The organism is Flavobacterium buctense (assembly GCF_014486695.1).
Taxonomy (GTDB): domain Bacteria; phylum Bacteroidota; class Bacteroidia; order Flavobacteriales; family Flavobacteriaceae; genus Flavobacterium; species Flavobacterium buctense.
Genome location: NZ_JACTAB010000003.1, coordinates 129,647 through 154,153, shown reverse-complemented (window position 1 = coordinate 154,153; position 24,507 = coordinate 129,647). Strand labels below are relative to the sequence as shown.

The 24,507-nt window shown below is 37.7% G+C and carries 21 protein-coding genes; 9 read left to right on the top strand and 12 right to left on the bottom strand.

The genetic code is table 11. From position 1 onward, the window contains the following. Positions 1–33: 33 nt before the first annotated feature. The 7 genes from ICG50_RS06495 to ICG50_RS06465 form a co-directional block, all read right to left on the bottom strand. The gene (locus tag ICG50_RS06495) at positions 34–2,166 is read right to left on the bottom strand and encodes a S9 family peptidase (protein ID WP_187660101.1); all 2,133 of its coding nucleotides are present in this window, start codon (positions 2,164–2,166) and stop codon (positions 34–36) included. Positions 2,167–2,221: 55 nt separating this feature from the next. After that, entirely contained in the window at positions 2,222–2,683 is a 462-nt protein-coding gene (locus ICG50_RS06490) for a DinB family protein (protein ID WP_187660100.1), read from the bottom strand. Positions 2,684–2,752: 69 nt separating this feature from the next. Beyond that, positions 2,753–5,377 carry a cyanophycin synthetase gene (gene cphA, locus ICG50_RS06485; RefSeq protein ID WP_187660099.1) on the bottom strand — a complete coding sequence of 875 codons (2,625 nt, stop codon included), beginning with the start codon at positions 5,375–5,377 and terminating at the stop codon, positions 2,753–2,755. A gap of 250 nt (positions 5,378–5,627) precedes the next feature. After that, positions 5,628–6,473, bottom strand: a complete 846-nt coding sequence (locus ICG50_RS06480; protein ID WP_187660098.1) for an alpha/beta fold hydrolase — start codon at positions 6,471–6,473, stop codon at positions 5,628–5,630. A 31-nt stretch (positions 6,474–6,504) separates the two neighbouring features. Then, positions 6,505–7,284 (bottom strand): zinc ribbon domain-containing protein, encoded by a 780-nt coding sequence (locus tag ICG50_RS06475; protein WP_187660097.1) that lies wholly within the window; start codon positions 7,282–7,284, stop codon positions 6,505–6,507. 3 nt (positions 7,285–7,287) lie between these two features. Next, positions 7,288–8,382 (bottom strand): Nif3-like dinuclear metal center hexameric protein, encoded by a 1,095-nt coding sequence (locus ICG50_RS06470; protein WP_187660096.1) that lies wholly within the window; start codon positions 8,380–8,382, stop codon positions 7,288–7,290. A gap of 48 nt (positions 8,383–8,430) precedes the next feature. After that, complete coding sequence (locus ICG50_RS06465; RefSeq protein WP_187660095.1) at positions 8,431–9,000, bottom strand: hypothetical protein; 570 nt, start codon at positions 8,998–9,000, stop codon at positions 8,431–8,433. Between the two features lie 57 nt (positions 9,001–9,057). Between ICG50_RS06465 and lpxK the strand changes: the two genes are divergently transcribed. Both lpxK and ICG50_RS06455 read left to right on the top strand, forming a co-directional pair. Beyond that, on the top strand, positions 9,058–10,077 hold the full coding sequence (gene lpxK / locus ICG50_RS06460; protein ID WP_187660094.1) for a tetraacyldisaccharide 4'-kinase: 1,020 nt from the start codon (positions 9,058–9,060) through the stop codon (positions 10,075–10,077). After that, positions 10,049–10,861, top strand: a complete 813-nt coding sequence (locus ICG50_RS06455; protein ID WP_187660093.1) for a purine-nucleoside phosphorylase — start codon at positions 10,049–10,051, stop codon at positions 10,859–10,861. The genes lpxK and ICG50_RS06455 overlap by 29 nt, the downstream gene beginning before the upstream one ends. On the opposite strand, the gene ICG50_RS06450 is transcribed toward ICG50_RS06455, so the two are convergent. The 4 genes from ICG50_RS06450 to ICG50_RS06435 all read right to left on the bottom strand — a co-directional run bounded on the left by ICG50_RS06450 (position 10,858) and on the right by ICG50_RS06435 (position 16,391). After that, on the bottom strand, positions 10,858–13,029 hold the full coding sequence (locus ICG50_RS06450) for a tetratricopeptide repeat-containing hybrid sensor histidine kinase/response regulator (protein WP_187660092.1): 2,172 nt from the start codon (positions 13,027–13,029) through the stop codon (positions 10,858–10,860). The two genes, ICG50_RS06455 and ICG50_RS06450, sit on opposite strands and share 4 nt — an antisense overlap. A gap of 39 nt (positions 13,030–13,068) precedes the next feature. After that, the gene (gene gap, locus ICG50_RS06445) at positions 13,069–14,064 is read right to left on the bottom strand and encodes a type I glyceraldehyde-3-phosphate dehydrogenase (protein WP_187660091.1); all 996 of its coding nucleotides are present in this window, start codon (positions 14,062–14,064) and stop codon (positions 13,069–13,071) included. Between the two features lie 123 nt (positions 14,065–14,187). Continuing rightward, positions 14,188–15,057 (bottom strand): lipoyl synthase, encoded by an 870-nt coding sequence (gene lipA, locus ICG50_RS06440; protein WP_187660090.1) that lies wholly within the window; start codon positions 15,055–15,057, stop codon positions 14,188–14,190. A gap of 89 nt (positions 15,058–15,146) precedes the next feature. Beyond that, positions 15,147–16,391 carry an MFS transporter gene (locus ICG50_RS06435; RefSeq protein ID WP_187660089.1) on the bottom strand — a complete coding sequence of 415 codons (1,245 nt, stop codon included), beginning with the start codon at positions 16,389–16,391 and terminating at the stop codon, positions 15,147–15,149. Positions 16,392–16,559: 168 nt separating this feature from the next. Between ICG50_RS06435 and ygiD the strand changes: the two genes are divergently transcribed. After that, a complete protein-coding gene (ygiD, locus tag ICG50_RS06430; protein WP_222940159.1) occupies positions 16,560–17,393 on the top strand; it encodes a 4,5-DOPA-extradiol-dioxygenase in 834 nt (277 codons plus the stop codon). An 11-nt stretch (positions 17,394–17,404) separates the two neighbouring features. Here the strand turns inward: ygiD and ICG50_RS06425 are convergent, their stop codons facing one another. Further along, positions 17,405–18,496 (bottom strand): C1 family peptidase, encoded by a 1,092-nt coding sequence (locus ICG50_RS06425; protein WP_187660087.1) that lies wholly within the window; start codon positions 18,494–18,496, stop codon positions 17,405–17,407. A gap of 123 nt (positions 18,497–18,619) precedes the next feature. On the opposite strand from ICG50_RS06425, the gene ICG50_RS06420 reads away from it, so the two are divergent. The 6 genes from ICG50_RS06420 (at position 18,620) to ICG50_RS06395 (ending at position 24,505) form a co-directional block, all read left to right on the top strand. Continuing rightward, positions 18,620–19,462 (top strand): 1,4-dihydroxy-2-naphthoyl-CoA synthase, encoded by an 843-nt coding sequence (locus tag ICG50_RS06420; protein WP_187660086.1) that lies wholly within the window; start codon positions 18,620–18,622, stop codon positions 19,460–19,462. A gap of 66 nt (positions 19,463–19,528) precedes the next feature. Continuing rightward, on the top strand, positions 19,529–20,044 hold the full coding sequence (locus tag ICG50_RS06415; RefSeq protein WP_187660085.1) for a PH domain-containing protein: 516 nt from the start codon (positions 19,529–19,531) through the stop codon (positions 20,042–20,044). Continuing rightward, complete coding sequence (locus ICG50_RS06410) at positions 20,044–21,546, top strand: PH domain-containing protein (RefSeq protein WP_187660084.1); 1,503 nt, start codon at positions 20,044–20,046, stop codon at positions 21,544–21,546. The genes ICG50_RS06415 and ICG50_RS06410 overlap by 1 nt, the downstream gene beginning before the upstream one ends. A gap of 72 nt (positions 21,547–21,618) precedes the next feature. Continuing rightward, positions 21,619–22,542 (top strand): 1,4-dihydroxy-2-naphthoate polyprenyltransferase, encoded by a 924-nt coding sequence (locus tag ICG50_RS06405; protein ID WP_187660083.1) that lies wholly within the window; start codon positions 21,619–21,621, stop codon positions 22,540–22,542. A gap of 16 nt (positions 22,543–22,558) precedes the next feature. Next, complete coding sequence (locus ICG50_RS06400) at positions 22,559–23,236, top strand: metal-dependent hydrolase (RefSeq protein WP_187660082.1); 678 nt, start codon at positions 22,559–22,561, stop codon at positions 23,234–23,236. A 69-nt stretch (positions 23,237–23,305) separates the two neighbouring features. Next, entirely contained in the window at positions 23,306–24,505 is a 1,200-nt protein-coding gene (locus ICG50_RS06395) for a tetratricopeptide repeat protein (protein WP_187660081.1), read from the top strand. Positions 24,506–24,507: the final 2 nt, after the last annotated feature.

The following is a 24,507-nucleotide window of genomic DNA, read 5'->3' as shown; positions in this document are numbered from 1 at the left end:
CGAAAAAGATATAGCGGAAAGCGGGATTAGCTCCTACTTATTATTCTCAATCACGTAGTTCAAAACTTTCTGTATCAAATGCACGCGGTCTTTGCCGCTTACATTGTGTTTGTGCATTGGGTAAGGGAAATAATCTACCTGTTTTCCGGCTTCAACGAACTTTTTGACTAGAGACAAATTGTGTTGTTCCACTACCACATCATCGTTGGTTCCGTGAATTAAAAGCAGTTTGCCTTTTAGATTCTTTACGTAATTGTAAACAGTAGTTTCTTCAAATCCTTTTGGGTTTTCTGTTGGTGTGTCCATGTAACGCTCGCCGTACATCACTTCATACCATTTCCAGTCGATAACCGGTCCGCCGGCAACGCCTACTTTAAACGTATCGGCTTTGCGTAACATTAAAGAAGTCGTCATGAATCCGCCGTAACTCCATCCGTGAACAGCTAAGCGATTACCGTCAACATATGGTAATGATTTCAAATAATCGACACCTTTTAATTGGTCGTCCATTTCGTTGGTGCCTAAATTACCATGGATAATGCTTTCAAAAGCAAAACCTCTGTTGTCCGAACCGCGATTGTCAACCGTGAAAACCAAATAGCCTTGTTCGGCCATCCAATACATCCATAAATTGGCTCCATCTAGGTACGAATTGGTAATCATTTGCGCATGTGGACCGCCATAAACGTAAACTAAAACCGGATATTTTTTGGTTGGGTCAAAATTACTCGGCTTAATCAAACGCGTGTATAAATCGGTTGTTCCGTCGGCAGCTTTGATGGTTTTGATTTCGGCTGAACCAATTTCGTAACCTTCATATTTATTTTTGCTTACCAAAAGTGTTTTGGCTTTCAAACCTTTGTCATACAATAACGATTTAGATGGCGTATCGTGATTCGAAAATTCGTCAAAAAACCAATTCCCATCACTACTCGGAATCACATTGTGAACGCCTTGGTCTTTGGTGATTAAGGTTTGTTTGCCTTTTAAATCGACTTTATAAACCAACATATTCGTTGGGTTTGGACCGGTCGCTTTGAAATAAATCTCAGTTCCGGTTGTATTGGTACCAATGATATCGCGCACTACGAATGGGTTATTGGTCAATTGCTTGATTAATTTTCCTTCGATAGAGTAGTAATACATATTTGGGAAACCGTCTTTTTCACTGAACCAAACAAAGTTGTTAGACTTAGCGTTCGGGAAGAAAGCATCGTGTTCGGGTTCAACCCAACGTGGATTTTTTTCGTTTAAAATAGTTCTTACGAAAGAGCCTGAATTGGCATCATACAGATTTAAATTCATATCATTTTGGCCGCGATTTAATTCGGCTATCAAAACATATTTTTCGTCGGGTGTCCAAGACAAGTTGGTTAAATAGTCGTCTTGATTGCCTCTTGGCGTGATGAACACGGTTTTTTGAGTGGCCAAATTGTAAATCCCAACGCGTGGTTTTTCACTTTTTTGTCCAATCATCGGGTATTTGATGTTGACCAATTGGCCCGGTGTTTCGTTGATGTTTAATAAAGGATAATCAGCTACTTCGGTTTCGTCTTTTTGGTAGAAAGCTAAAAAGGAAGCTTTTGGTGACCAGAAAATACCGTTGCTAATGCCGAATTCGTTACGTGCAATAGATTGTCCTGATACGATTCCTTTGTTGGTTTCGTTGGTTACCGTAACTTTTTCACCTTTACTGTTTAGGAAGTACAAATTGTTTCCTTCGGTAAAAGCCAAGTTTACTTTATTGCTATCAAATGTATTGTTTTCAGCAGTTTCCGGTGCTTGTTGGGTTTGCTTTCCACTTTTGGTTGTTAGATTATAACGGTAATATTTTCCGTTTTCAGTTACCATAAAGGTGTTAGCATCAATCCATTGCAAACCAAAGAAGTTTTTTAATTTGGTTCCCAATGCGGTATTCAAGTCAGCCAAAGTAACCAATTCTGTTGCAGCATCGTTAGTCGTAGAAGCTGATTTCATTTTGGTCCAAGTATCGGTATAAAACACGTATTTGTTGGTATTCGGAATCCATTGAAAACCGGTTAAACCATCGGCTCTGAATGCACGACCTTGTTGTAAAACAGATTCTTCAAGCGTAATTTTTTTAAGTTGTCCGAAAGCAGTTGTGGCCACAAAACACAGTAATGCCACGAATAATTTTTTGTTCATAAGGTTGAAATTTAGCGCCGTAAATGTATAAAAAAAGGATAATCTTTTTTTAAAATTATCCTTTGTTTATGATGTCATTAACGATTTTTAAATGGTGATTGGTGTGTAGTTTTAGGAACCAAATGGTGCGTTTAAGATTCAAATCTCCAAAAAACGGATGTGTAAAATAATTGTTTGGATGAAGGTTCTCCAATTCAGCAATACCATTTCTAGCTTGTTGCAATTTGGATTTTAATTCTTCAACCGTAGCAACGTCAACGGGTTTGACAGATTTTGGCACTCTGACTTTGCCTCTTGGAATTTTGTTGGTGATTTGAATAAAGGTTCGAATCCATTTAAATTTCCATTTATAGTTTTCAGGATTGGAGCTTTTCATTTGGGAAACAACGCTGTTAATCACAATCAAACTATGGTCTAATTGCCAACCAATGGTAGATTGCGAAACCTGCTCATTCGATTTTTCGTGATGCGGAATGTGGTTTTCGATTTGGTTGAGAATATCCTGAAGTTGTTTCATTTTTTTAGGGTTTAAAAAATCCCAAAAACCTATTGGAAATTGGGATTTATTATTTTAGCATTTTAATTTTTAAATGTTTCCATCCTCATTTTCTTTGTCCAAGTATTCCTGAACAATGTCAATGGCGTTGGTTACCACGTCGCTTAAAGCCGTAATGAATGTACCGTCTTGCGCGCTGTTGATGGCGTGTTTGATGGCTTCGACTTCTTTGGCGATGATTTCGTGAGTGACTGTTCTACCCGAAGCGTTGATGCCTTCCATAATCAGTCCGATGATTTCTTCTTCGGTTCTGCCGCGTAGGTATTTTTCTTGGCGAATGATGATATGGTCAAACATGCGAGCGGCGATGGTGGCACATTCTCTGATGTCTTCGTCTCTTCGGTCACCAACTCCGGCAATGATTCCGATTTTTTTTGTCGCTTCTACGGACGTTAAATATTCTTCAACTCCTTTATATCCCGAAGGATTGTGAGCAAAGTCGATTAACACTTTGAATTTCTTAAACTCAAAAATATTCATACGACCCGGAGTTTGTGCTGCACTCGGAATAAACGTTTGCAAAGACAAACTAATGTCTTCCGTTTTGAATCCTTGTAAATAAGCGGCTAAAGTGGCTGCTAAAGCATTGGCAATCATGAATTTTGCTTTTCCGCCCAAAGTCAACGGCACGTGTGTTGCGCGCTCCACTCTGATTTTCCATTCGCCTTTTTTGATGGTAATATAACCGTTTTCATAAACGGCTACTACTTTTCCTTCTTTGGCAAATTGCTGTACTTTTGGGTTGTTTTCATCCATACTGAAATAGGCGATGTTGCAACTTAACTCGTTGGCGATTTTCAAACATTGTTCGTCTTCGGCGTTTAGAATGGCCCAACCGTCTTTTTTTACAGAACGGACAACCGTCGCTTTTACGCGTGCCAAATCGTCTAAAGTGTGAATGTCAGCCAAACCTAAATGGTCTTCCTGTATGTTGGTTATAATCGCAATATCACAACGGCTGAAACCTAAACCGGAGCGAAGGATTCCACCGCGAGCGGTTTCTAAAACGGCAAATTCTACCGTTGGATCTTTTAAAATGTATTCAGCCGAAAGTGGTCCGGTGGTGTCGCCTTTTTCCATCATGTGGTTTTGCACATAGATTCCATCGGAAGTAGTGAAACCCACTTTGTAACCGTTATTTTTTACAATGTGTGCCAATAATCGGGTAGTGGTGGTTTTTCCGTTGGTTCCGGTTACGGCTATAATCGGAATGCGACTTGGTTTTCCCGGAGGATAAAGCATGTCGATTACCGGTGCGGCTACGTTTCTAGGCAAACCTTCGCTTGGCGCTAAGTGCATTCGGAATCCAGGAGCAGCATTAACTTCCAAGATACAACCGCCGTTTTCTTTTAAGGGTTGGGTTAAATTTTCCGCCATGATATCGACACCACAAATGTCTAGACCGATTACACGAGAAATACGTTCGCAAAGGAAAATATTTTCCGGATGCATCATATCGGTAACGTCTATGGATGTTCCGCCTGTGCTTAAGTTGGCTGTTGATTTTAGATAAACGATTTCACCATTTTTGGGTACCGAATCAACGGTATAATTTAGTTTTTCTAATAAGTCTAAAGTATCTCGGTCGACGTCGATTTGGGTTAAGACATTTTCGTGACCGTAACCACGTCTTGGATCTTTATTGGTTTCTTCTATTAAAGATTGAATGGTGTCTTTTCCGTTGCCGACTACGTGTGCCGGTTCTCTTTTGGCAGCTGCGACCAATTTATTGTCAATCACCAAAACCCTAAAGTCGAAACCGGTGATGAATTTTTCTACAATGACTCTTCGGCTGTATTTTTGGGCGTATTCTAATCCGGCAACGGCATCTTCCCAAGTTACTACATTAATGGAAGCGCCTTTTCCGTGATTACCGTCTAAAGGTTTGATTACGATTGGGTAACCTATTTTTTTGATGGTAGCTTCTAAATCTTCTTCGTCTACACAAATGCCACCATTGGCTACCGGAATGGAAGCTAAGTCGAGCATTTTTTTGGTTTGTTCTTTATTACAAGCAATGTCAACCGCAATGCTGCTGGTTTTGCAAGTAATGGTGGCTTGGAACCGCATTTGGTTTACACCGTAACCCAATTGTACTAAGGAATTCGTTCCCAATCTTATCCAAGGAATATCTCGGGCAACCGCTTCATCTACTATACTTCCTGTTGAAGGTCCGAGACGTACTCGTTCGCGAATTTCACGCATTTTTTGGATATCGCCTTCAACGTCGTATTCGGTTCCTGCGATTAGGGCTTCGGCTATGGCTACTGAACTTTCGGCGGCGAACATGCCGACGTTTTCTTCGGTATAGCTGAAGACTACATTGTATATTCCCGGAGTTTTGGTTTCTCGGGTTCTTCCGAAACCGGTTTCCATGCCGGCTAGGGTTTGAATTTCTAAAGCGATGTGTTCAATTACATGTCCCATCCAAGTACCGCGTTCGATTCTGGAGAAAAATCCGCCACGTGTTCCTTCTGAACAACGGTGTTCAATCATGGTCGGAAACATGGCTTCTATGCGTTCGCGAAAACCTTCTATTTTATTGGTTGGAAATTGTTCCATTTCTTCTAAATCCAAGCGCATTTGGATTAGCTTTTTGCGTTGTACACTCCAGATATTCGGTCCGCGTAATGCTTGTATTTTTAGAATCTTCATGTTTTGGAATAGTTTGTAATGTTAATAGGTAATGATTTTGTTAAAAATAGGAAATATTTGTTTTTGGTCGCTACTTTTTTTGCAGAAAAGCTAAAAAGATGTTTTTGCCCAAAGTGTTTTGTTTTTGGGGTGTTGATTTTCAGGTTTTTAAAGTGACTGATATAAAAGACAAAACCTATCTAGCCCCGATAGAAGCGGCTACCATGTAGCGCGAATAGCGGGAAAAGGGACAACAAGAAAGCGCAAGCCTTTACGCTTCTGAAACAAATGCTACTATTTTTTGGTACAATTCTTTGTCGTGCATGCTGTGGCCTAAGCCTTGAGTTTCGATGTATGTCGAATTTTTCCATGCGGAAGCGTACATTCTGCCTTCTTCTACGAGGATGACGTTATCGTGAATATCGTGGGCGATGATGGCTTTTTGCGGGAAGTTTTTGGCGAACAGGTGTCCGGAAAACTCATTAATATGAATATTGAATTTTTCCTGATAATAAGCTTCTAAAAGGTTTTTCATTTTGTTGTTCAGGCTCAGAATGTTGACAAAGTTATCGCTGATTTTTTTGAAGCTTGACGGTGCGCCGAGCAGTACGATTTTCTCGATGTGGTCGTTAGGATATTTGTGCAAATAATAAGTAATCGCCGCACCGCCGATAGAATGGCCGATTAGGGTTTTGGGGTTGTATTTTTGGGTCAAAACGTGAATGAATTCGGCGTAACGTGGTGCGTTGAATTCTTTGCCCGAGCTTAATCCGTGACCCGGTGCATCGATAGCGATGATGGTTTTACCTAAGGGTTTTAGTTGGTTCAAAAGTTTTTTCCAGCGTGAAGCGTTGCTTTCCCAGCCGTGAAGTAAAAGGATAATCTCTTCGGAACCTTGCCAAATATAGGTTTGGAAATCTTCGCCGTTGTAATGCAAAGTTTCTTGTTGGGCGTTTTGTAAAGTTTTGGGCAGTTTACCGTTTTTGATTTTTCCTTTTCTCGGTTGGCTGAAAATGGCGTAGGCGATTTGTTTGGCCTTTTCCGGGAAGAAATAGCTGATTAGGTTGATGTATAAACCAACGGTTTTGGTGATCAAAAAATACTGGATTTTCTTCATAAAAAAATCCCGAGCGAGTCGGGATTAATTATTATAGGTGAGCAAATAATTTTTGCATTTTCTCTCTTTCTTCGTCTGCTAGTGAAGCATCTACTAAGATTCTTCCTGAGTGCTCATCAGTGATGATTTTTTTGCGAGCGGCGATTTCTACTTGGGTTTGTGGTGGAATCGTAAAAAACGAACCGGCTGAAGCACCACGCTCGATTGAAACTACTGCTAAACCGTTGCGAACGCTTGAACGGATTCTTTTGTAAGCCGCTAATAATCTTTCTTCGATTAATGCTTCAAACTCAGCTGATTTTTCCATTAAGAAGTTTTCTTCTTTTTGGGTTTCGGCCATGATGTCGTTCAACTCAGCTTTTTTGTGTTTTAAATGCGAAGTTTTTTGGTCTAATTTTTCTTTCGAACTAGAAATGACTTCTTTCTTGTGATCGATAGAAGCTTTTAATTCTTTGATTTGTTTTTCAGCCAATTGGATTTCCAATTCTTGGAATTCTACTTCTTTAGTTAAAGAGTTAAACTCTCTGTTGTTACGAACATTTTTTTGTTGTTCGGTGTATTTTTTGATGGCCGCCTGATGCTCTTCGATGGCACTTTTTTTAGTTTTGATTTGCTCTTCGATTGCAACCAAATCGCTTTTTAATTTGTCTAAACGAGTGCTTAAGCCAGTAACTTCATCTTCTAAATCTTCCACTTCTAAAGGTAATTCTCCTCTAACGTTTCTGATTTCATCAATTCTTGTATCTATGATTTGCAGGTCGTAGATAGCTCTTAATTTGTCTTCAACACTTAGTTCTTTTGTAGTCGCCATATTTTATAAGTACTTAACTGGATTTGTATTTTCTTCCGAAAAAATGATGGCAAAATTAAGGATTTTTTTCTTAAGAAAATCAACAATATAATTTTTTGTAAATCTTTCGCTTTCAAAGTGTCCGATATCGGCTAAAACGAGTTGATTTTCAGCTTCATAAAAGTTGTGGTACTTCAAATCGGCGGTCAGAAAAATATCGGCTCCGGCTTGTTTGGCATTACTAATCGCAAAACTTCCAGAACCACCAAGAACGGCTACTTTTTGGATTGGTTTACCTAATAATTCACTGTGGCGAATGCCGCCGCATTGCATTTTATCTTTAACAAACACGAGAAAATCAGTTTCACTCATAGGTTTTTCGAGTTCTCCTATCATGCCAAGACCTATGTTTTGGTTTGCATTTTGGAGCTCGTAAATTTCATAAGCGACTTCTTCGTAAACATGATTGGAGAATAAGGCTTTCAGCACTTTGGATTGCAAATGTTTTTCAAAAGTCACTTCGATTTTGATTTCTTCATTTTCCACAAATTCGAAGCGATTCCCGATTTCAGGATTACTGTCTTCGTTGCCCATATAAGTTCCGATTCCTTTAGAGTTGAAACTGCAATCTTCGTAATTGCCAATTTTTCCGGCTCCGGCATCGAAAAGCGCGTTCCGTAAAGTTTCGATGTTTTCCGGAATGGTATAGGTTACGAGTTTTTGGATGAAGTTTTTCTTGGGTACCAAAATTTTGGTATGGGTTAAACCTAAAGCATCACTGAAAATCTTATTTACACCGTGTTTGTGATTGTCTAAAGCGGTATGAACCGCATAAATGGCGATATCGTTTTTGATGGCTTTCAACACAACGCGTTCCACATAATTTTTACCGGTAATTTTCTTCAACCCAGAAAAAATAATAGGATGGAAGCAAACCACCAAATTACATTTCTTGGCAATAGCTTCGTCAATGACAGTTTCTAAAGCATCGTGGCAAACTAAAATTCCGGTGGCTTCGGTATTGGCATCACCAACTAGTAGGCCAACGTTGTCAAAGTCTTCGGCATAAGCCAAAGGCGCCATTTCTTCTAAAACGGATTGTATTTCTTTAATTTTCATATTGAGGTTATCTGCTAGCTGAATACTGTGACTGCGACTGAAAACTTATTAAGTCGCCCATTCGTTTAAATATTCCTTAATTATCCATTCGCCATTGACTTTTTCGAGTAACAGAAATCGACCGCTATTGTGTTCGATATTTCTGTAAAAGGCCACTCTAACTAATGCAAATTGGCTATTGGTAAAGTAAATGGGTTTATTGACGATAAGCAAACGTTGGTTGTTTTCGCCGTATTGTTCTGAGACTTTTTGAAATTCTTCTAAAGACAAACAGGTATTGACTTTGCTTTTTAGATATTGGTGTTGGTTGTCAAATAGGAGATTGTATTCCTTTGACCAATCTTCATTGAGACCAATTACAATTTGTTTTTTGATTTCAGTAGCATTCTTTTTTAGCAAATCGTTTTTCGAAATAACTTCCAGTATTTCTTCGTTATTCGGAGCTTTGCCACAATAGAAATTTAAAAGTTGTAATCTGCCTTTGGCGATGACTTTTTCATTTTTGTAATATTTGGTAAAAATGATTTTAAGGATAGCCGTATTGTCTGCTTCTTGCGAAAATGACAATGGTGAGATGAACAGAAACAGTAAAAGAAAATGCAGGTTGAATGTTTTCATTAGTTAATGGAACAGTAATATTTTCATTCAAAGATAAAAAATCGTTACTTTCGTACTATGATTTTGTTGCGAAAATTACTTTTCCCTTTTGCCATTCTTTATGGCTTTGTCACTTCCGTTAGAAATTATCTTTATGATAAAGGTATACTAAAATCGTATTCTTTCGACATACCAGTCATTGCTGTTGGAAATCTCAGCGTTGGCGGAACCGGCAAAACACCACAAATTGAGTATTTAATTCGTTTACTTTCTCCTAATTATAAAGTGGCTACACTTAGTCGGGGTTACAAAAGAAAATCGGAAGGTTTTATTTTGGCGGATGCCAATGCCAATGCGGCAATGCTTGGAGACGAACCGTTTCAGTATTATAGAAAATTTCCACAAATACAAGTTGCCGTCGATGCTGACCGACGAAACGGTATCACTCAACTATTGGCACAAAAAGATAAGCCGGAAGTGATTTTACTCGATGATGCCTTTCAACACCGTAAGGTTAAAGCCGGATTTTATATTCTTCTAACCGCTTATGACGAGTTGTTTTGTGATGATTATCTATTGCCAACCGGAAATCTTCGCGAAAGTCGGAATGGCGCTAAAAGAGCCAATATGATAATTGTCACCAAATGTCCGCCAAACATTCCGGATCTTGCGCAGGAAAATATCAAGAAGAAAATTGGTCTAGACATGCCTATTTTCTTCAGCTTTGTAGATTATGATGATAAGGTATATAACCAAAGCAGTAGTTTGGAAGTGGCCAAAGTCAAATTACAGGAAAAATTATTGTTAGCCGGTATTGCTAAGCCAAAACCGTTTTTTGATTATCTGCAATCTGATAATGATGTGGTTATGACTTTTGCTGACCATCATCATTTTACCGAAAGCGATATTTTGAATATTAAAAGCCAAGCCATCGACACAATTATCGTTACAACCGAAAAGGATTTTGTACGTTTGGAAGCTGCTATTTTCGGAGCACAATTATATTATTTACCAATCAAAAGTAAGCTGATAAAGCACAGTGATACTTTTGACCAAATTATTTTAAACTATGTGGGAACTTGTACAAGAAACGGTTAATTACATTAAGCATAAAACCAATTTTACTCCTGAATACGGTGTAATTTTAGGCTCGGGATTAGGCAGTTTTACAGACGATATTGCAATCGAATTTACTTTGCCTTATAATGAAATCCCTAATTTTCCGGTATCTACTGTAGAAGGGCATAAAGGCGCTTTAGTATTTGGAACTATTGGCGATAAAAAAGTAGTGGCGATGCAAGGAAGATTTCATTATTATGAAGGCTATTCGATGCAAGAAGTTACTTTTCCCGTAAGAGTTATGAAATATATAGGCGTGAGTAAACTCATTGTGTCCAATGCTTCCGGTGGTGTGAATCCGAATTATAAAGTAGGGACAATCGCCATCATTACCGACCATGTCAACATGATGCCGGAACATCCATTAAGAGGCAAGAATGATCCGCGTTTCGGGCCTCGATTTGTAAATATGAACGAACCATACAGTATCAAAATGATTGCCAAAATCAAAGAGATTGCACGTGCTTCTAACATTGAATTACAAGATGGTGTTTATCTTGGATTGCAAGGACCAACTTTTGAAACCTTGCATGAATATAAAATGGTCAAAGTGATTGGTGCTGATTGTGTCGGAATGTCAACGGTTCCTGAAGTAATTGTGGCAAGACACATGGAATTAGAGACTTTTGGGATTTCGGTGATTACTGATATTGGCAGTGAAGAACATTTGGAAAACATTACCCATGAAGAAGTTTTAAAAGCGGCCAATGAAGCTGAACCCAAAGTAAGACAGTTGATTAAGGAGTTGATTCTTCAGTATTAAACTAAATTCAACGCAATTACCCTATAAAAATTTTCTGGATCGAAAGGTTTGGTGATTACATCTGTCATTCCGAAAGATAACAACATTTCTCGGTTTTCGTTTAATGAAATGGCCGTTAGAGCGATGATGGGTTTTTGGGTTTCAAATTCTCGGATATTTTGTGTAGCTATGGTTCCGTTAATTCCGGGTAAATGCACATCCATTAGTACTAAATCATAATCATTTTCGGCACGCATGACTTCAATAGCTTCTTCGCCGTTGTCGACGATTTTGCATTTCATCCCTTTATTTTCTAACATTTTTTTGGTTACCATTTGGTTGATTTTGTTGTCTTCTACTACCAAAACATTTTTACCTACTAAAATATCATCCGAATAAAGGACAGGTTTTTCGGTTTGTATTTCTTGACTTCCGTTGTGTAAATTGAGTTCGAAGGCAAAAGAAGTTCCTACGCCGACTTCACTTTTCAGTCCGATTTCACCACCTAACAAATCAACCAGTTTTTTTACGATGGTTAGTCCTAAGCCGGTTCCGCCATATTTTCGATTAATTTCAATAGAACCCTGAGAGAAACTGTCAAAAATGGTTTCTTGCTTTTCTTCCGGTATTCCGATTCCGGTATCGCGTATCTCAAAGTTGATTCGGGAGAAATCACTGCCTTGATCAACCAATTTGGCAATAACAGTCACTTCCCCGTTTTTAGTAAACTTCAGGGCATTATTGATTAAGTTGATGAATATTTGCGATAATTTTGTTGGATCACCTAATACTATTTCCGGTATGTTTTTGTCTATTTCTAAAGTGAATTTGTTGTTGTTCTTGGTGGCAATTTCATTCATTGAGTTCTGTATGTCTGCCAACAACTGTTTCAAATTAAAGTCGATATATTCAATTTCAATATTACTTGAGTCAATTCGGTTGATTTCTAAAATTTCATTGATAAATGTCAGCAGGTAATTTCCTGAAAACTTTAAGGAATTCAAGTAATGCAATTGGGTTTGCTTCGGATTGTCTTCAATCAACAAATGGGTAATCCCATTGATTGCATTCAATGGAGTTCTCAATTCATGACTTACAGTCGAAAGAAATTCGGCTCTCGCTTTAGAGGCTTTTTCGGCTTTCTCTTTGGCCATTTGCAGTTCAATGTTTTTCTCTTGAAGCAGCTCATTAGAACGCGTTCGAATGATGTTGTTTTTGTATAAAGACAAACTTAAAAGCGATAAGATAGAGATTAAAGCAATGGCTAAAATACTGATCAGCTTAACAAATTTATTGGTTTTTTGTTGGGCTTCATTCTCTTTCGTCATTTGTTCAAGCGCTTTCATTCGCTCGCTTTCTTTGAATTCTTGGTAATCATTGGCATCCAGTTTTTGATTGCTCAAAATGGAAAGACTGTCTTTGATTTCCATGTGTTCTTTTAAATAGTCATGTGATTTTTTTAGGTTCAGCAGTTTTTCATTGGTTCGACTAAGGGATAGCAATATGGCTGCTTTTTGGTCTAAATTCTTCTCTCGTGCATTTAAAACTAAAGCTCTGTTCAAGTAGTTAATTGCAAGGTTATTGTGGTTTAGGCTTTCTTCAATGGTGCCCATTTGATATAAGGCTTCTGCTTTGGATTTATAGATGTCTTCCATGTCAGATTTTGAAATAATTTCATTGAATAATTTTGAGGCTAATTCGGTTTTGCCTTTGTTTTTGTACAAAATTCCTTTTTGAAGTTTTAAAGGTTCGGAAGCATCTATTTTTAAAATGTTATAAACGGCTTGTGATTTGTTGAAATTGAGTTCTGCTTTAGCAAATTCATCCAAATTCATGTAGCACATGCCCATATTGTAATAGCAAATCGCTTGTTGGCTTGAAGGAGGAATCGAACTTAATAAAGCAGCGCATTTAGAAAAAACTTCTACAGCATCTTCATATTTTTTAAGTTCGAAATAGGTTGTGCCTAAAGAGTAAAGTGCGTCTGACTTTTGTTGGGTATTGCCTTTTAATTGGGCATAGTTAATCGCTTTCTGAGAAAAGTATAACGAAGATTTGTAGTTGTTGATTTTTTTGTTAAAATTGGCCAAGTCTATGTAATATGCTGTGCTGTCTGCAGGCGATATCGCGACTTTTCTTTGACTAAAGCCGAGCGTTTGAAATAGTAATATGAATAATAACCATCTCATAGAATTGCAGGTTTACATAGGTTTATAAATGTAGCTAAATTATTTTTTCAACAAAATAATAAGGTCTATTATTCTTGAAGAATATCCGATTTCATTGTCGTACCAACCCACAACTTTGACCATTTTGTCAATGACAGAGGTGAGTTGCGCATCAAACAGACAAGAGTTTTGGTTGCCCAATATGTCTACAGAAACAATTGGATCTTCCGTATAAGCGAGAATTCCCTTTAAGTTTGTTTCTGCAGCGTTTTTGAATGCCCAATTGATTTCTTCAATACTTACTTGTTTTTTGACATAACAAGTAATGTCAGTTAACGAACCATCCGGAACCGGAACGCGAATACCGCTGCCACCTATTTTGCCCTCCATTTCCGGGAATATTTTGGTTAAGGCTTTGGCTGCACCGGTTGTAGTTGGCACAATTGATTGACTTGCGCCGCGTGCTCGACGTAAATCTTTATGCGGTTGGTCGTGTAGACTTTGGTCAGTGGTATAAGAGTGAACCGTTGTAATGTAAGCTTGTTCAATGCCACACAATTCATTGATGACTTTAATCATCGGAGCGGCATTGTTGGTGGTGCAACTGGCGTTGGAAACGATTAGTTCTGTACCGTCTAGAATGTTTTCGTTTACACCAAGCACTACAGTTTTAATTTCGGGCACTTCGCTTGGTGCGGAAAGAATTACTCTTTTGGCTCCGACCGATATATGTTGGTTAATATCTTCAAAAGTCTTGTATTTACCGGTGCATTCCACAACAAAATCTATAGGTTCCCATTTTAGATTACTAATTTCTTTTTCGTGAAAAAAAGTGTAATGCTTTCCCTCAACAATAATGGAATTATCATCAAAAGATACAGGATAAGGCAAAACCCCGTGTATGCTGTCGTATTTGATTAAATGTGCCATCGTACGATTGTCGGCAATATCATTGATAGCGACAACTTCAATACTTGGGTGATTTAAAAGCAATCGGAATAAGTTGCGTCCTATTCTTCCAAAACCGTTAATGGCAATTTGAGTTTTATGGTTCAAGTCTACTATAGTTTAAAGTCGTTTATTGTGGTTTAAAATAGTTCGATGTTGTTTAAATGTTTAGATTAATAACAATTTTAAACCTTTAAACCCTATAACTTTTAAACGTTTTTTTTTGCTTTTTTACAAAATATGTTTTTCTGCATGGTATGAAGAACGAACCAATGCGCCGCTTTCCACGTGACGGAATCCCATTTCCTTACCGATTTTTTCGTATTTTTCAAATTGTTCCGGTCTGATGAATTCTTTTACCGGTAAGTGTTTTTTGCTAGGTTGTAAATATTGTCCAATGGTTACAATATCTACGTCATTATCGCGTAAATCTTGCATGGTTTGGATTACTTCTTCTTCGGTTTCACCTAATCCGAGCATGATACCCGATTTGGTTCTTTTGATACCTTGTTGTTTTAAGTATTTCAACACGGCCAAACTTCTGTCGTATTTTGCTTGAATACGCACTTCACGTGTCAAACGACGGACGGTTTCTACGTTATGTGAAACTACTTCAGGATTGGCTTCTACGATACGGTCGATGATTCTTTCTACGCCCTGAAAATCGGGGATAAGTGTTTCCAAAGTCGTTTCGGGATTCATTCTGCGGATGGCTTGAACGGTTTCAAACCAAATAATTGAACCCATATCTTTTAAATCATCGCGGTCAACGCTGGTGATTACGGCATGTTTGATTTTCATGATTTTGATGGAACGCGCTACTTTTTCAGGTTCGTCCCAATCTACCGTTTCCGGTCTTCCGGTTTTTACGCCGCAAAATCCACACGAACGCGTACAGACATTCCCTAAAATCATAAAGGTGGCGGTGCCTTCGCCCCAACATTCACCCATATTAGGACAACTACCTGAGGTACAAATAGTGTTGAGTTTGTATTTATCGACTAAACCGCGAAGTTCAGTGTATTTTTGACCGATAGGCAATTTGACTTTTAGCCATTTTGGTTTACCAACGGGTTGGTTGCTTTCGAGTACTGATTCCATAATTGCAATTTACGTAGTGCAAAGATACAAAGGTTGGATTTAGTTTTTAGAATTTACTTTTCAGAAATTCTTGTTAAAAGTGCGTTTTTTTACTCCACAAAATCCATGTGACGATTGTGGGTTTCACTTATGGTCAAAGTAGCATAAATGCCCAATGCGAATGCAATTAAACCTACTACAGCAGCTGAAATAATGACCGAATTGTTTTGTTTCAAATAATCGAAACCAATCAGCATAATTGGTACAGTGCCACGAACCATATTGGGAACACTCGTGGTTGCTGTACTTCTCATATTGGTGCCAAATTGTTCTGCGGAAACCGTGACAAACATCGCCCAAAAACCGCAACCCAAACCAATCCATCCGCAATAGAAGTAATACATGTTTTCGGTTTTATTGCCACTAAAAAGGAGCAAAGCAACACCCGCAAAAGTGAATAATAGCATGTATAAAATGGTTTTCTTTCGTGAATGCAAGGCTTGCGATATAAACCCACAAGAAAAATCACCGACAGAAGTTGAAATATACGTCCACATAATCGCTTTTCCCGGATCGATGGATGTAATGCCCATTTCGGGAGCAAATTGGTTGGCCATAAAGACCAAGATTCCGATGCAATACCAAATGGGAACACCAATTAGAATGCACTTTAGGTATTTTATAAACAAAGTTTTTTTGGTAAAAAAGGATAAAAAATCACCTCTTTTAATCGAACTGTTTTCTTTGATGCTTTTAAACATTCCACTTTCGGCAACGCTTATTCTAAGTACAAGCAGCATCAATCCTAATCCGCCACCAATGAAATAAGCGGTTGTCCAACTTCCGGCAAGTTCGACCGTAAATTGAGCTACCACGGCTCCCAAAACGCCAAATCCGGCTACTATTGAAGTTCCGATGGCTCTTAATTCTTTGGGTAAAGTCTCAGAAACTAAAGTAATTCCAGCGCCCAATTCGCCTGCCAAACCAATACCGGCAATAAATCGCAACCAAGCATAAATTACACCTTTGTCGGCAAAATCCATTTGAGGTAAAAAGCCGCAAGCAATATTGGCCAAAGAATATACGATAATAGAACCGAATAAAACAGAAAGTCTTCCTTTTTTATCGCCAAAAACACCCCAAACGATGCCTCCTAAAACCAACCCAACCATTTGATAATTCAGAATCATGGTGCCAACGGTATCGGCCTCTAAGCCCATATCATTCAAACTGGGAATTCGAACAATTCCGAATAGGAGTAAATCATAAATATCTACAAAATAGCCCAAGGAGGCAATGATAACAGGAAAACTGAACAAGTGTTTCAATTTTTCTTCACGGGTGAATTGTTGCATTTGTTTGGTTTAGATAGTAACAATCAAATATATAAGTTTTTAGTTTTGAACTGTTAATTTTTTTGTAATGTGCACAAAATATTGTTTAAAAGTCATATATTTGTATATACAAATGTTGTGATAATGAAGCGTAATGACTTTATAAAATTAGCAATAGGAGGAACTACAATGATGGCACTAAATCCTTTATATAACTTGACAAAAGGCTTAAAAGAAACCGATACTAAACTTCCTGTCTTGTTTATTGGTCACGGTTCGCCAATGAACGGAATTGAAGACAATGAATTTTCAAGAACTTGGTCAAAATATGGAAATGAGATTCCACGACCAAAAGCGGTTTTAGTAATTTCAGCACATTGGTTGACCGAAGGTACTCATATTACGGCTATGGAAAATCCGCAAACCATTCACGATTTCGGTGGTTTTCCAAAAGCGCTATTTGAGGTACAATATCCAGCAAAAGGAAGCCCTGAATTGGCTGTGGAAACTTCTAAGTTAATTAAAGCTACTCAGGTTGAACTTGACCACGATTGGGGTTTAGATCACGGAACATGGACGGTGGTCAGACATATGTATCCCGAGGCAGAAATTCCCGTATTGCAATTGAGTATTGATTATAGTAAACCACCACAATACCACTTTGATTTGGCTAAAGAATTAGCTTCTTTGCGCCAAAAAGGTGTTTTGATAATTGGTAGTGGCAATATGGTTCACAATTTGAGAATGGTGGCTTGGGACAAACTTAATGAACCCGAGTTTGGTTATGATTGGGCTAAAGAAATCAATCAGGTTTTTAAAGAAAAAATTACTTCCGGAGATGCAAAATCACTGATTGCTTATGAAAAATTAGGAACTGCCGCCAAGTTGGCTATACCAACCCCCGATCATTATTATCCTTTATTATACACTTTGGGGTTACAGGATAAAACAGATGAAGTAAGTTTCTTTAATGATAAAGCTGTTGGTGGTTCACTAACGATGACTTCAGTGAAATTCGGATAAATCGGTTGTTTTTATAGGCCTAAAGATTTTTTTGTGCTTGACATTAAACCGTCTTTGTGTACTAAAACCGAAATTGCTTTTAATTTTAAATAAGCTACACTCATGTAAACAAATCCGTTTCTTCCTGATTTTGTTCCCCAAGAGTTTTTGACCTTGTAATACAGGTTTCCTTTTTGGTCTTTGGCTTTGCCGATGATGTGCATTAAATGATCATCCATAGTGTTGTAATTTTCAAATTCTGCTTGCCGATATTCTGGAGTAATCATTTTTTCAGGTTTGATTTCGGTTAGTATAGTTTTGTTGTCAGTTTCGTTTTGAGGAATAACAGCAATGCCGAATTGGCCGGAAAAGGTGCTTTCACTAACATCGCTGTCAAGAGCGATTGTAAATCCCTTATCTAATGCATAATCAATATTTTGAATAAACTCATCTAAAGATAAATTGTAAAAATATCCATTGGAGAAATTATCAGGAATATTGAGAATGAATTTCGAATAAACCGGTTCATGAGTAAAAGACGTAATCGTCACATAATCGTCAAAATTGATTAGGTAAATGGTCGAAACGGCTTCTTTTACAATTGGACTAACATATTCAGTTTCGCCCATGTATCGGTCTAAAACAGCTTTGTAATCTGTTTTCCAGTTTGGGTATTTAGCCGGTGTTTCCGCTACAGCCTTTTTGAGGATTTCTTCTAATTCTGAAACCATTTTGGAATGGTCGTATTTATCATCTGGTTTAATCTTTCCCGAAAAATCGTTTTGTAATGCCAGACCATATTTTCGAGCGCTATTAATCACATCGTGGTTTAAACCGCCTTCACCAAATTGAGTTTTACCCTGGCGCATCACATAATTATCAGCTTTGTCTAAATAAATATTTCTTACGTTATACATTTCTGACAAGTCTATTTTTACACCCGTTGTACGAATGATTTCGGCTTCTAAAAAAGAAGTAGTTGAGAAACTCCAACAAGTTCCGGTGTTTTGTTGGTCAATGACTTCGGCACAAGTGATTTCTTTAATGACTTGAAAATCATATTTTTGAGAAAATGTACTTAAACTGAAAAATAATGATAAAAGAAGCAACAATTTTTTATTCATAAGAAACTGATATAGGATGACGATAAAGTCAAAAAATGATTTATTTTTACGCTAAAATAATAGTTTTAGTTGGCTAACAATTATTTTTAACTTAAAAATATAAGAATCCTAATTTAAGTAAATATGAGTTCAATCAATTGGATTACTGCCAAAGAGTTTGAAGATATCACCTATAAAAAATGCGACGGTGTAGCCCGAATAGCATTTAACCGACCGAATGTGCGTAATGCCTTCCGTCCAAAAACAACCAGTGAATTATACGATGCCTTTTACGATGCTATGGAAGACACTTCAATAGGAGTGGTTTTGCTATCCGGCGAAGGACCGAGTTCTAAAGATGGTGTTTGGTCATTTTGCAGTGGTGGAGATCAAAAGGCTCGTGGTCATCAAGGTTACGTTGGCGAAGACGGTTACCATCGATTGAATATACTTGAAGTTCAGCGTTTAATTCGTTTTATGCCCAAAGTCGTGATTGCAGTGGTTCCGGGTTGGGCTGTTGGCGGCGGACACAGTTTGCACGTAGTTTGCGACCTGACATTAGCCAGTAAAGAGCATGCCATTTTCAAACAAACCGATGCTGATGTGACGAGTTTCGACGGTGGCTACGGTTCGGCCTATTTGGCCAAAATGGTCGGACAGAAAAAAGCCCGTGAGATTTTCTTTTTAGGCCGAAATTATACTGCGCAAGACGCTTTTGATATGGGTATGGTGAATGCCGTTATTCCACATGATGAATTGGAAGATACCGCCTATCAATGGGCACAAGAAATATTAGAGAAATCTCCAACGTCTATTAAAATGCTAAAATTCGCCATGAATTTAACCGATGACGGTATGGTGGGTCAACAAGTTTTTGCCGGAGAAGCCACGCGTTTGGCCTACATGACAGACGAAGCGATTGAAGGGCGAAATGCCTTTTTGGAAAAAAGAAAACCAAATTTCGGAAAAAACAAATGGATTCCTTAACATCAGCCTTCGGTTTGCGGTGTTCATTCGTCAGATTTGATTTATAAAATAATTCTAAAAGAATATATGGAAAACTTTACCAACGAAACCATTGATACTAAGGCTTTGCCTAGATTTGAAGCGGTTCAATTGTCTCCTATCGACCCCAAATATTGGCGAGTAATTTTGATTAGTATTATCGGCTTTTTTTTGTTGGGTATAGCCATTATGGTTACTTTATTTTTTTTGGTGGAGGAAGAATTTGAGCACAAACCATTGCTCTTTTCGGCTTACGTAACAGTTTTTGCTATTGCTTTATTATTGTCACGCATTAGCTTCAAGAAAAAAGCCTATGCTTTCAGAACTCATGATGTGATTTTCAGAAGCGGTATTATTGCCACCAATACGATGGTGATTCCGTATAATCGTGTCCAACACGTAGCACTTCATGAAGGTTTTATTGCGCGTTTTTTTGGCTTAGCCAAAGTGGAAATTTTTACTGCCGGCGGCATTTCCAGCGATTTGGAGATTCCGGGGATTGCCAAAGAGGAAGCCGAAAACATTAAGCAATTGTTGATGGGTAAAATTCAAAAGCAACTCTAATGGAATCCAATTTCAATCAGCCGCAACGCCAGTCTTTGGTGGGTATTTTGGTGATTTTCCTCGAGATGATTTTTCAATTACTCAAAGCCATGTGGCCGATTATTGTCATTACTTTACTGAAGGCAAATTCTCTATCTGTTCTTATCGGTTCACTAACGTTACTTGCTGTAGCGGTTTATTTTGGCGTTTATTCTTTTTTAAAATACCGAAATTTCACTTTTTACATTGATGAAGAAAACGAAGAGTTTATCATCAGTGACGGTATTATCAATAAGACCAAAACAACGATTCAACTTCATAAAATCCAACAGGTAAATATCAAGCAAAACTTGATTCAACGGTTAATCGGAGTTTATGCATTAGATGTTGATACTGCCGGAAGCGACAAAAAAGAAGGTAATATCAAAGCCATTTCGCATGATTTAGCTTTGGCTTTGAAATCGAAATTATTGGAAAATGAAGGGAAAAAAGTAGCTGTTTCGGAAGAAGAAATTGCAGCGGAAAAACCCGAATACCAAGCGATTCCGTTTCTTAAAGTCAATTTGGGCAGTTTGCTCAAAATCGGCATTACTTCCAACTATGTGAAAAGTGTTGGTTTGATACTGACGTTCTTCTTTACCATTTATGAAAACCTCCACCAAGCCGGAGCAGAAGATGTTATCAGCACAGAAAAATTGGAAGGTTTTGTCGATAATAACTCGGTTTGGTATTCAGGTTTGTTGTTTGTATTGATTATGTTCAGTGTCGTTTTTTTAATCAATATAGGACGAACAGTAATCAAGTTTTTTGATTATACCGTTACCAAACAAAAAGGCTCGCTAATGTTGACTTATGGCTTGATTAACACCCAAAGCACCATTTTGAAACCAGAGAAAGTACAAATTGTGAAAGTGTCAAGAAATTATCTCCAAAAGAAACTTAATGTCCTTGAAATAAAGATTAGACAAGCCATCAGTGACGAGAAAAAAGATAATAAATCCCTGATAGAAGTTCCGGGTTGTAATGCTTTTGAACGCGATGAGATTCTGAGATTATTGTTCAAACAAGTGCCGGAAAAAGGTGTAATGATGAAGCCTAATTTTCGGAAATTGATTTTTTCTATTTTCCTCATAATTGTACTACCTTTAACCGTCTATTTTTTGTTTGGAAAATACGTTGAGCCTAGGGTTTTTGAATACGCCAATGTTGCCGTATTTTTTGCGATTTTTATGTTGGTTTTACTGTTTTTTGGATTCCGAAATTACCGTTTGTTTGTCAATGATAACCACATTATCAAACAAAGCGGCGCTTGGGATGTTGACCATGAAATAATTGAAATCGGTAAAATACAAGCCATCACGACTTCGCAATTGTTTTGGCACAAAAGCTTAAATATAGGTTCGTTGACGATGCATACCGCTGGCGGAAACATTACTTTTCATTTGGGCAAATTTGACAAAATAAACGAATATGTTAACCTTTGGCTGTACGAAATAGAAACCTCTAACAGCAATTGGATGTAGCAATAATATTAGATTTGAAATATCAAATATCAAAATCATATCTAATATCTAAAATTTAATATTTAAAATTATATGAAACACTGGGTTGAAGCCGCACGAGTTAGAACTTTACCACTTTCGGTATCGGGTATTATTGTTGGAAGTTTTTATGCGATGTCACAGGGAATGTTCAATTGGAACATCGTTATTTTTGCTTTGCTGACTACTTTGGGATTGCAAATTCTCTCCAATTTTGCCAACGATTATGGCGATGGCGTAAAAGGTACGGATAACGAGGACAGAGTTGGGCCAAAACGTGCCATTCAAAGCGGATTAATTACACCGCAAGCAATGAAAAAAGCGATGGTAATCACTGCTTTAATTACCCTGACTTTTGCCGTTTTACTAATTTATTTTGCTTTTAAAGAAAGCTATCTACTGTATTCTTTTGTCTTTTTGATATTAGGGATTTTAGCCATTGCTTCAGCGATACGATATACCGTTGGAAAAGGAGCTTATGGTTATCGTGGTTTTGGAGATTTGTTTGTGTTTATTTTCTTTGGATTGGTAAGTGCATTTGGAGTTTATTTTATGTTTTCTAAAACAATAGATTGGTTATTATTATTGCCGGCCACTGCGATTGGTTTCTTGAGTGTCGGTGTCTTAAATCTAAACAACATGCGCGATGAAGAAAGCGATAGAAAAGCCGGAAAGAATACTATCGTGGTCAAAATGGGTGGCGCAGCGGCTAAAAAGTACCATTTCTTTTTGGTGATTTCGGCCATGATTTTAGTGTTGGTGTTTGCCTTTTTAAACGATTTTCACTTCGACCAATATATTTTTGTGGTTGCTTATTTCCCTTTGATAAGTCATTTGATTACCGTTTACAAAAACCAAAATCCTAAACTTTTGGATCCCGAATTGAAGAAGTTGGCCATCAGCACTTTTTTGCTTTCAGTTCTTTTGGCCTTGTGTCTGATTTTCTTTATTTCAGATGTCGTAGTGAATTACGTTTAATTAAAAAAATACAGTCATGAAAATTACATTTTACGGGCATTCTTGTATCGGAATTGAAGTGGGTGGAAAACAGTTACTAGTTGACCCATTCATTTCCGGAAATGAAAAAGCTGTTCATATTGATATCAATGCTTTAAAAGCAGATTACATCCTAATTACACACGCTCATTTCGACCATATTTTAGACGTTGAAACTGTGGCCAAAAACAATAATTCCGTGATTATATCCAATTGGGAAATCGCGACTCATTTCGGAAACAAAGGCTTGCAATACCACCCAATGAATCAAGGCGGAAGCTGGCAGTTTGATTTTGGTAAAGTGAAATATGTCGCTGCAGCGCATTCGAGTTCGTTTCCTGACGGAACGTATGGTGGCAATCCGGGCGGATTTGTAATCGAAGGGGAACACAAAAATATCTACATTTCAGGCGATACGGCTTTGACCATGGATATGAAATTGATTCCGATGAGAACCAAGCTCGATTTAGCCATTTTTCCTATCGGGAATTGTTTTACCATGGATGTTGAAGATGCAATCATAGCAGCTGATTTTGTCGATTGTGACAAGGTTTTAGGTTGTCATTTTGATACCTTCGGATTTATCTTAATCAATCACGACGAAGCCAAAAAGAAATTCTTCGATGCCGGAAAAGACTTGATGCTACTCGAAATAGGAGAAAGCATTTCGCTTTAATAATATTAATACAGAGAATGAGAGTGTCAGTTTTGGCACTCTTCTTGTTTTAGGAACGAAAAACATCTTATGAAATTTTTAATTTTAAGATTACTATTAGTCTGTACCTCTTTAGATTTTGCACAAAGCAACGAAGGCTTTTGGGACAATATCAGAACGACTAATGAAACGATTATACTCAATGCCGGAAAACGAAAAGCCATCAAAACAGCCGATTTTCCTATGGGTACAACAGAAGTGGTTTATCGCATTTCCCTTTTAGATGACAATCAAAAAATCAGTTCGAGTTTGGTTTCTGTACTAAAAGCCATTCCGGATCCAACAGGAATTAGTCAAGGTGCTGCAGGAACGGTGTTTTTGCTTTCTTCTATTTCAGGGGATGACAAGTGTAAATTTTATGTATTTACCAATGAAAATGACGCTTTGCAATACGAAAAAGAAGGAACTGTCAAGAACGCTTGTGTGTCTCAAGAAGAACCGGTAAACAAAGCCGCCAAGCTCCTAACAGAAAAATCAAAATGCATGCCTCAAGGCATACAGAATCTGTGGTTTGGATTTCAAAGCGACAATTGGGTGATGAAAGAAAAAATTGTTTTAGAGGTCGTTCCATGGGTTAATTATAGTCTGCGAAGCGGTTGGACAGTGGAAAATAGAAAGAGTCTTTTAAAAGAAATTGAGCAGTTGGAGATTGCCAAAAAAGTATCCAACAAGAATTTGTTTTTGGGGAATTTTATGGAAGTCTTTATTGCCAAATATGCTTACAATGACTATAAAAAGCTATTACCGGCTGAAAAAGCTAAGGCTATAGATGGTTTTGCTGAAGAAAGTCTGGTGAAATCAGGGCAATTGAATAGTTACTTAGAAATGGTCAGAAGTGAAGCTCAAAAGCTTAATTTCAGTAATAAATCAGAAGAAGCGATTCTTAAAATCCAAAAGGAAATCATTGAGAAAAACCGAGCTACAGCCATTGATTATGGTTTGTTGGGCAGTTTTTATTTATCTTCCAGGCAATTTGTAAAAGCGGAAGAAGCTTATTTGAAAGCCATTTCCATGAATCCTTCAGAGTTAAATTATCGATTGCAATTGGCGCATATTTATATGTATACAGACAGAGTAAATAAGTCCAAAGACCTTCACAAAAAGTACCAACAAAACAATTTGGCCAACCACAAAAGTTGGATCGAACAGACCAAAATTGATTTTGAACAGTTTAAAAATAATGGCTTTGGTACCGAAAATTTCAAGAAGATTTTACGCGTTTTAGACTAAAA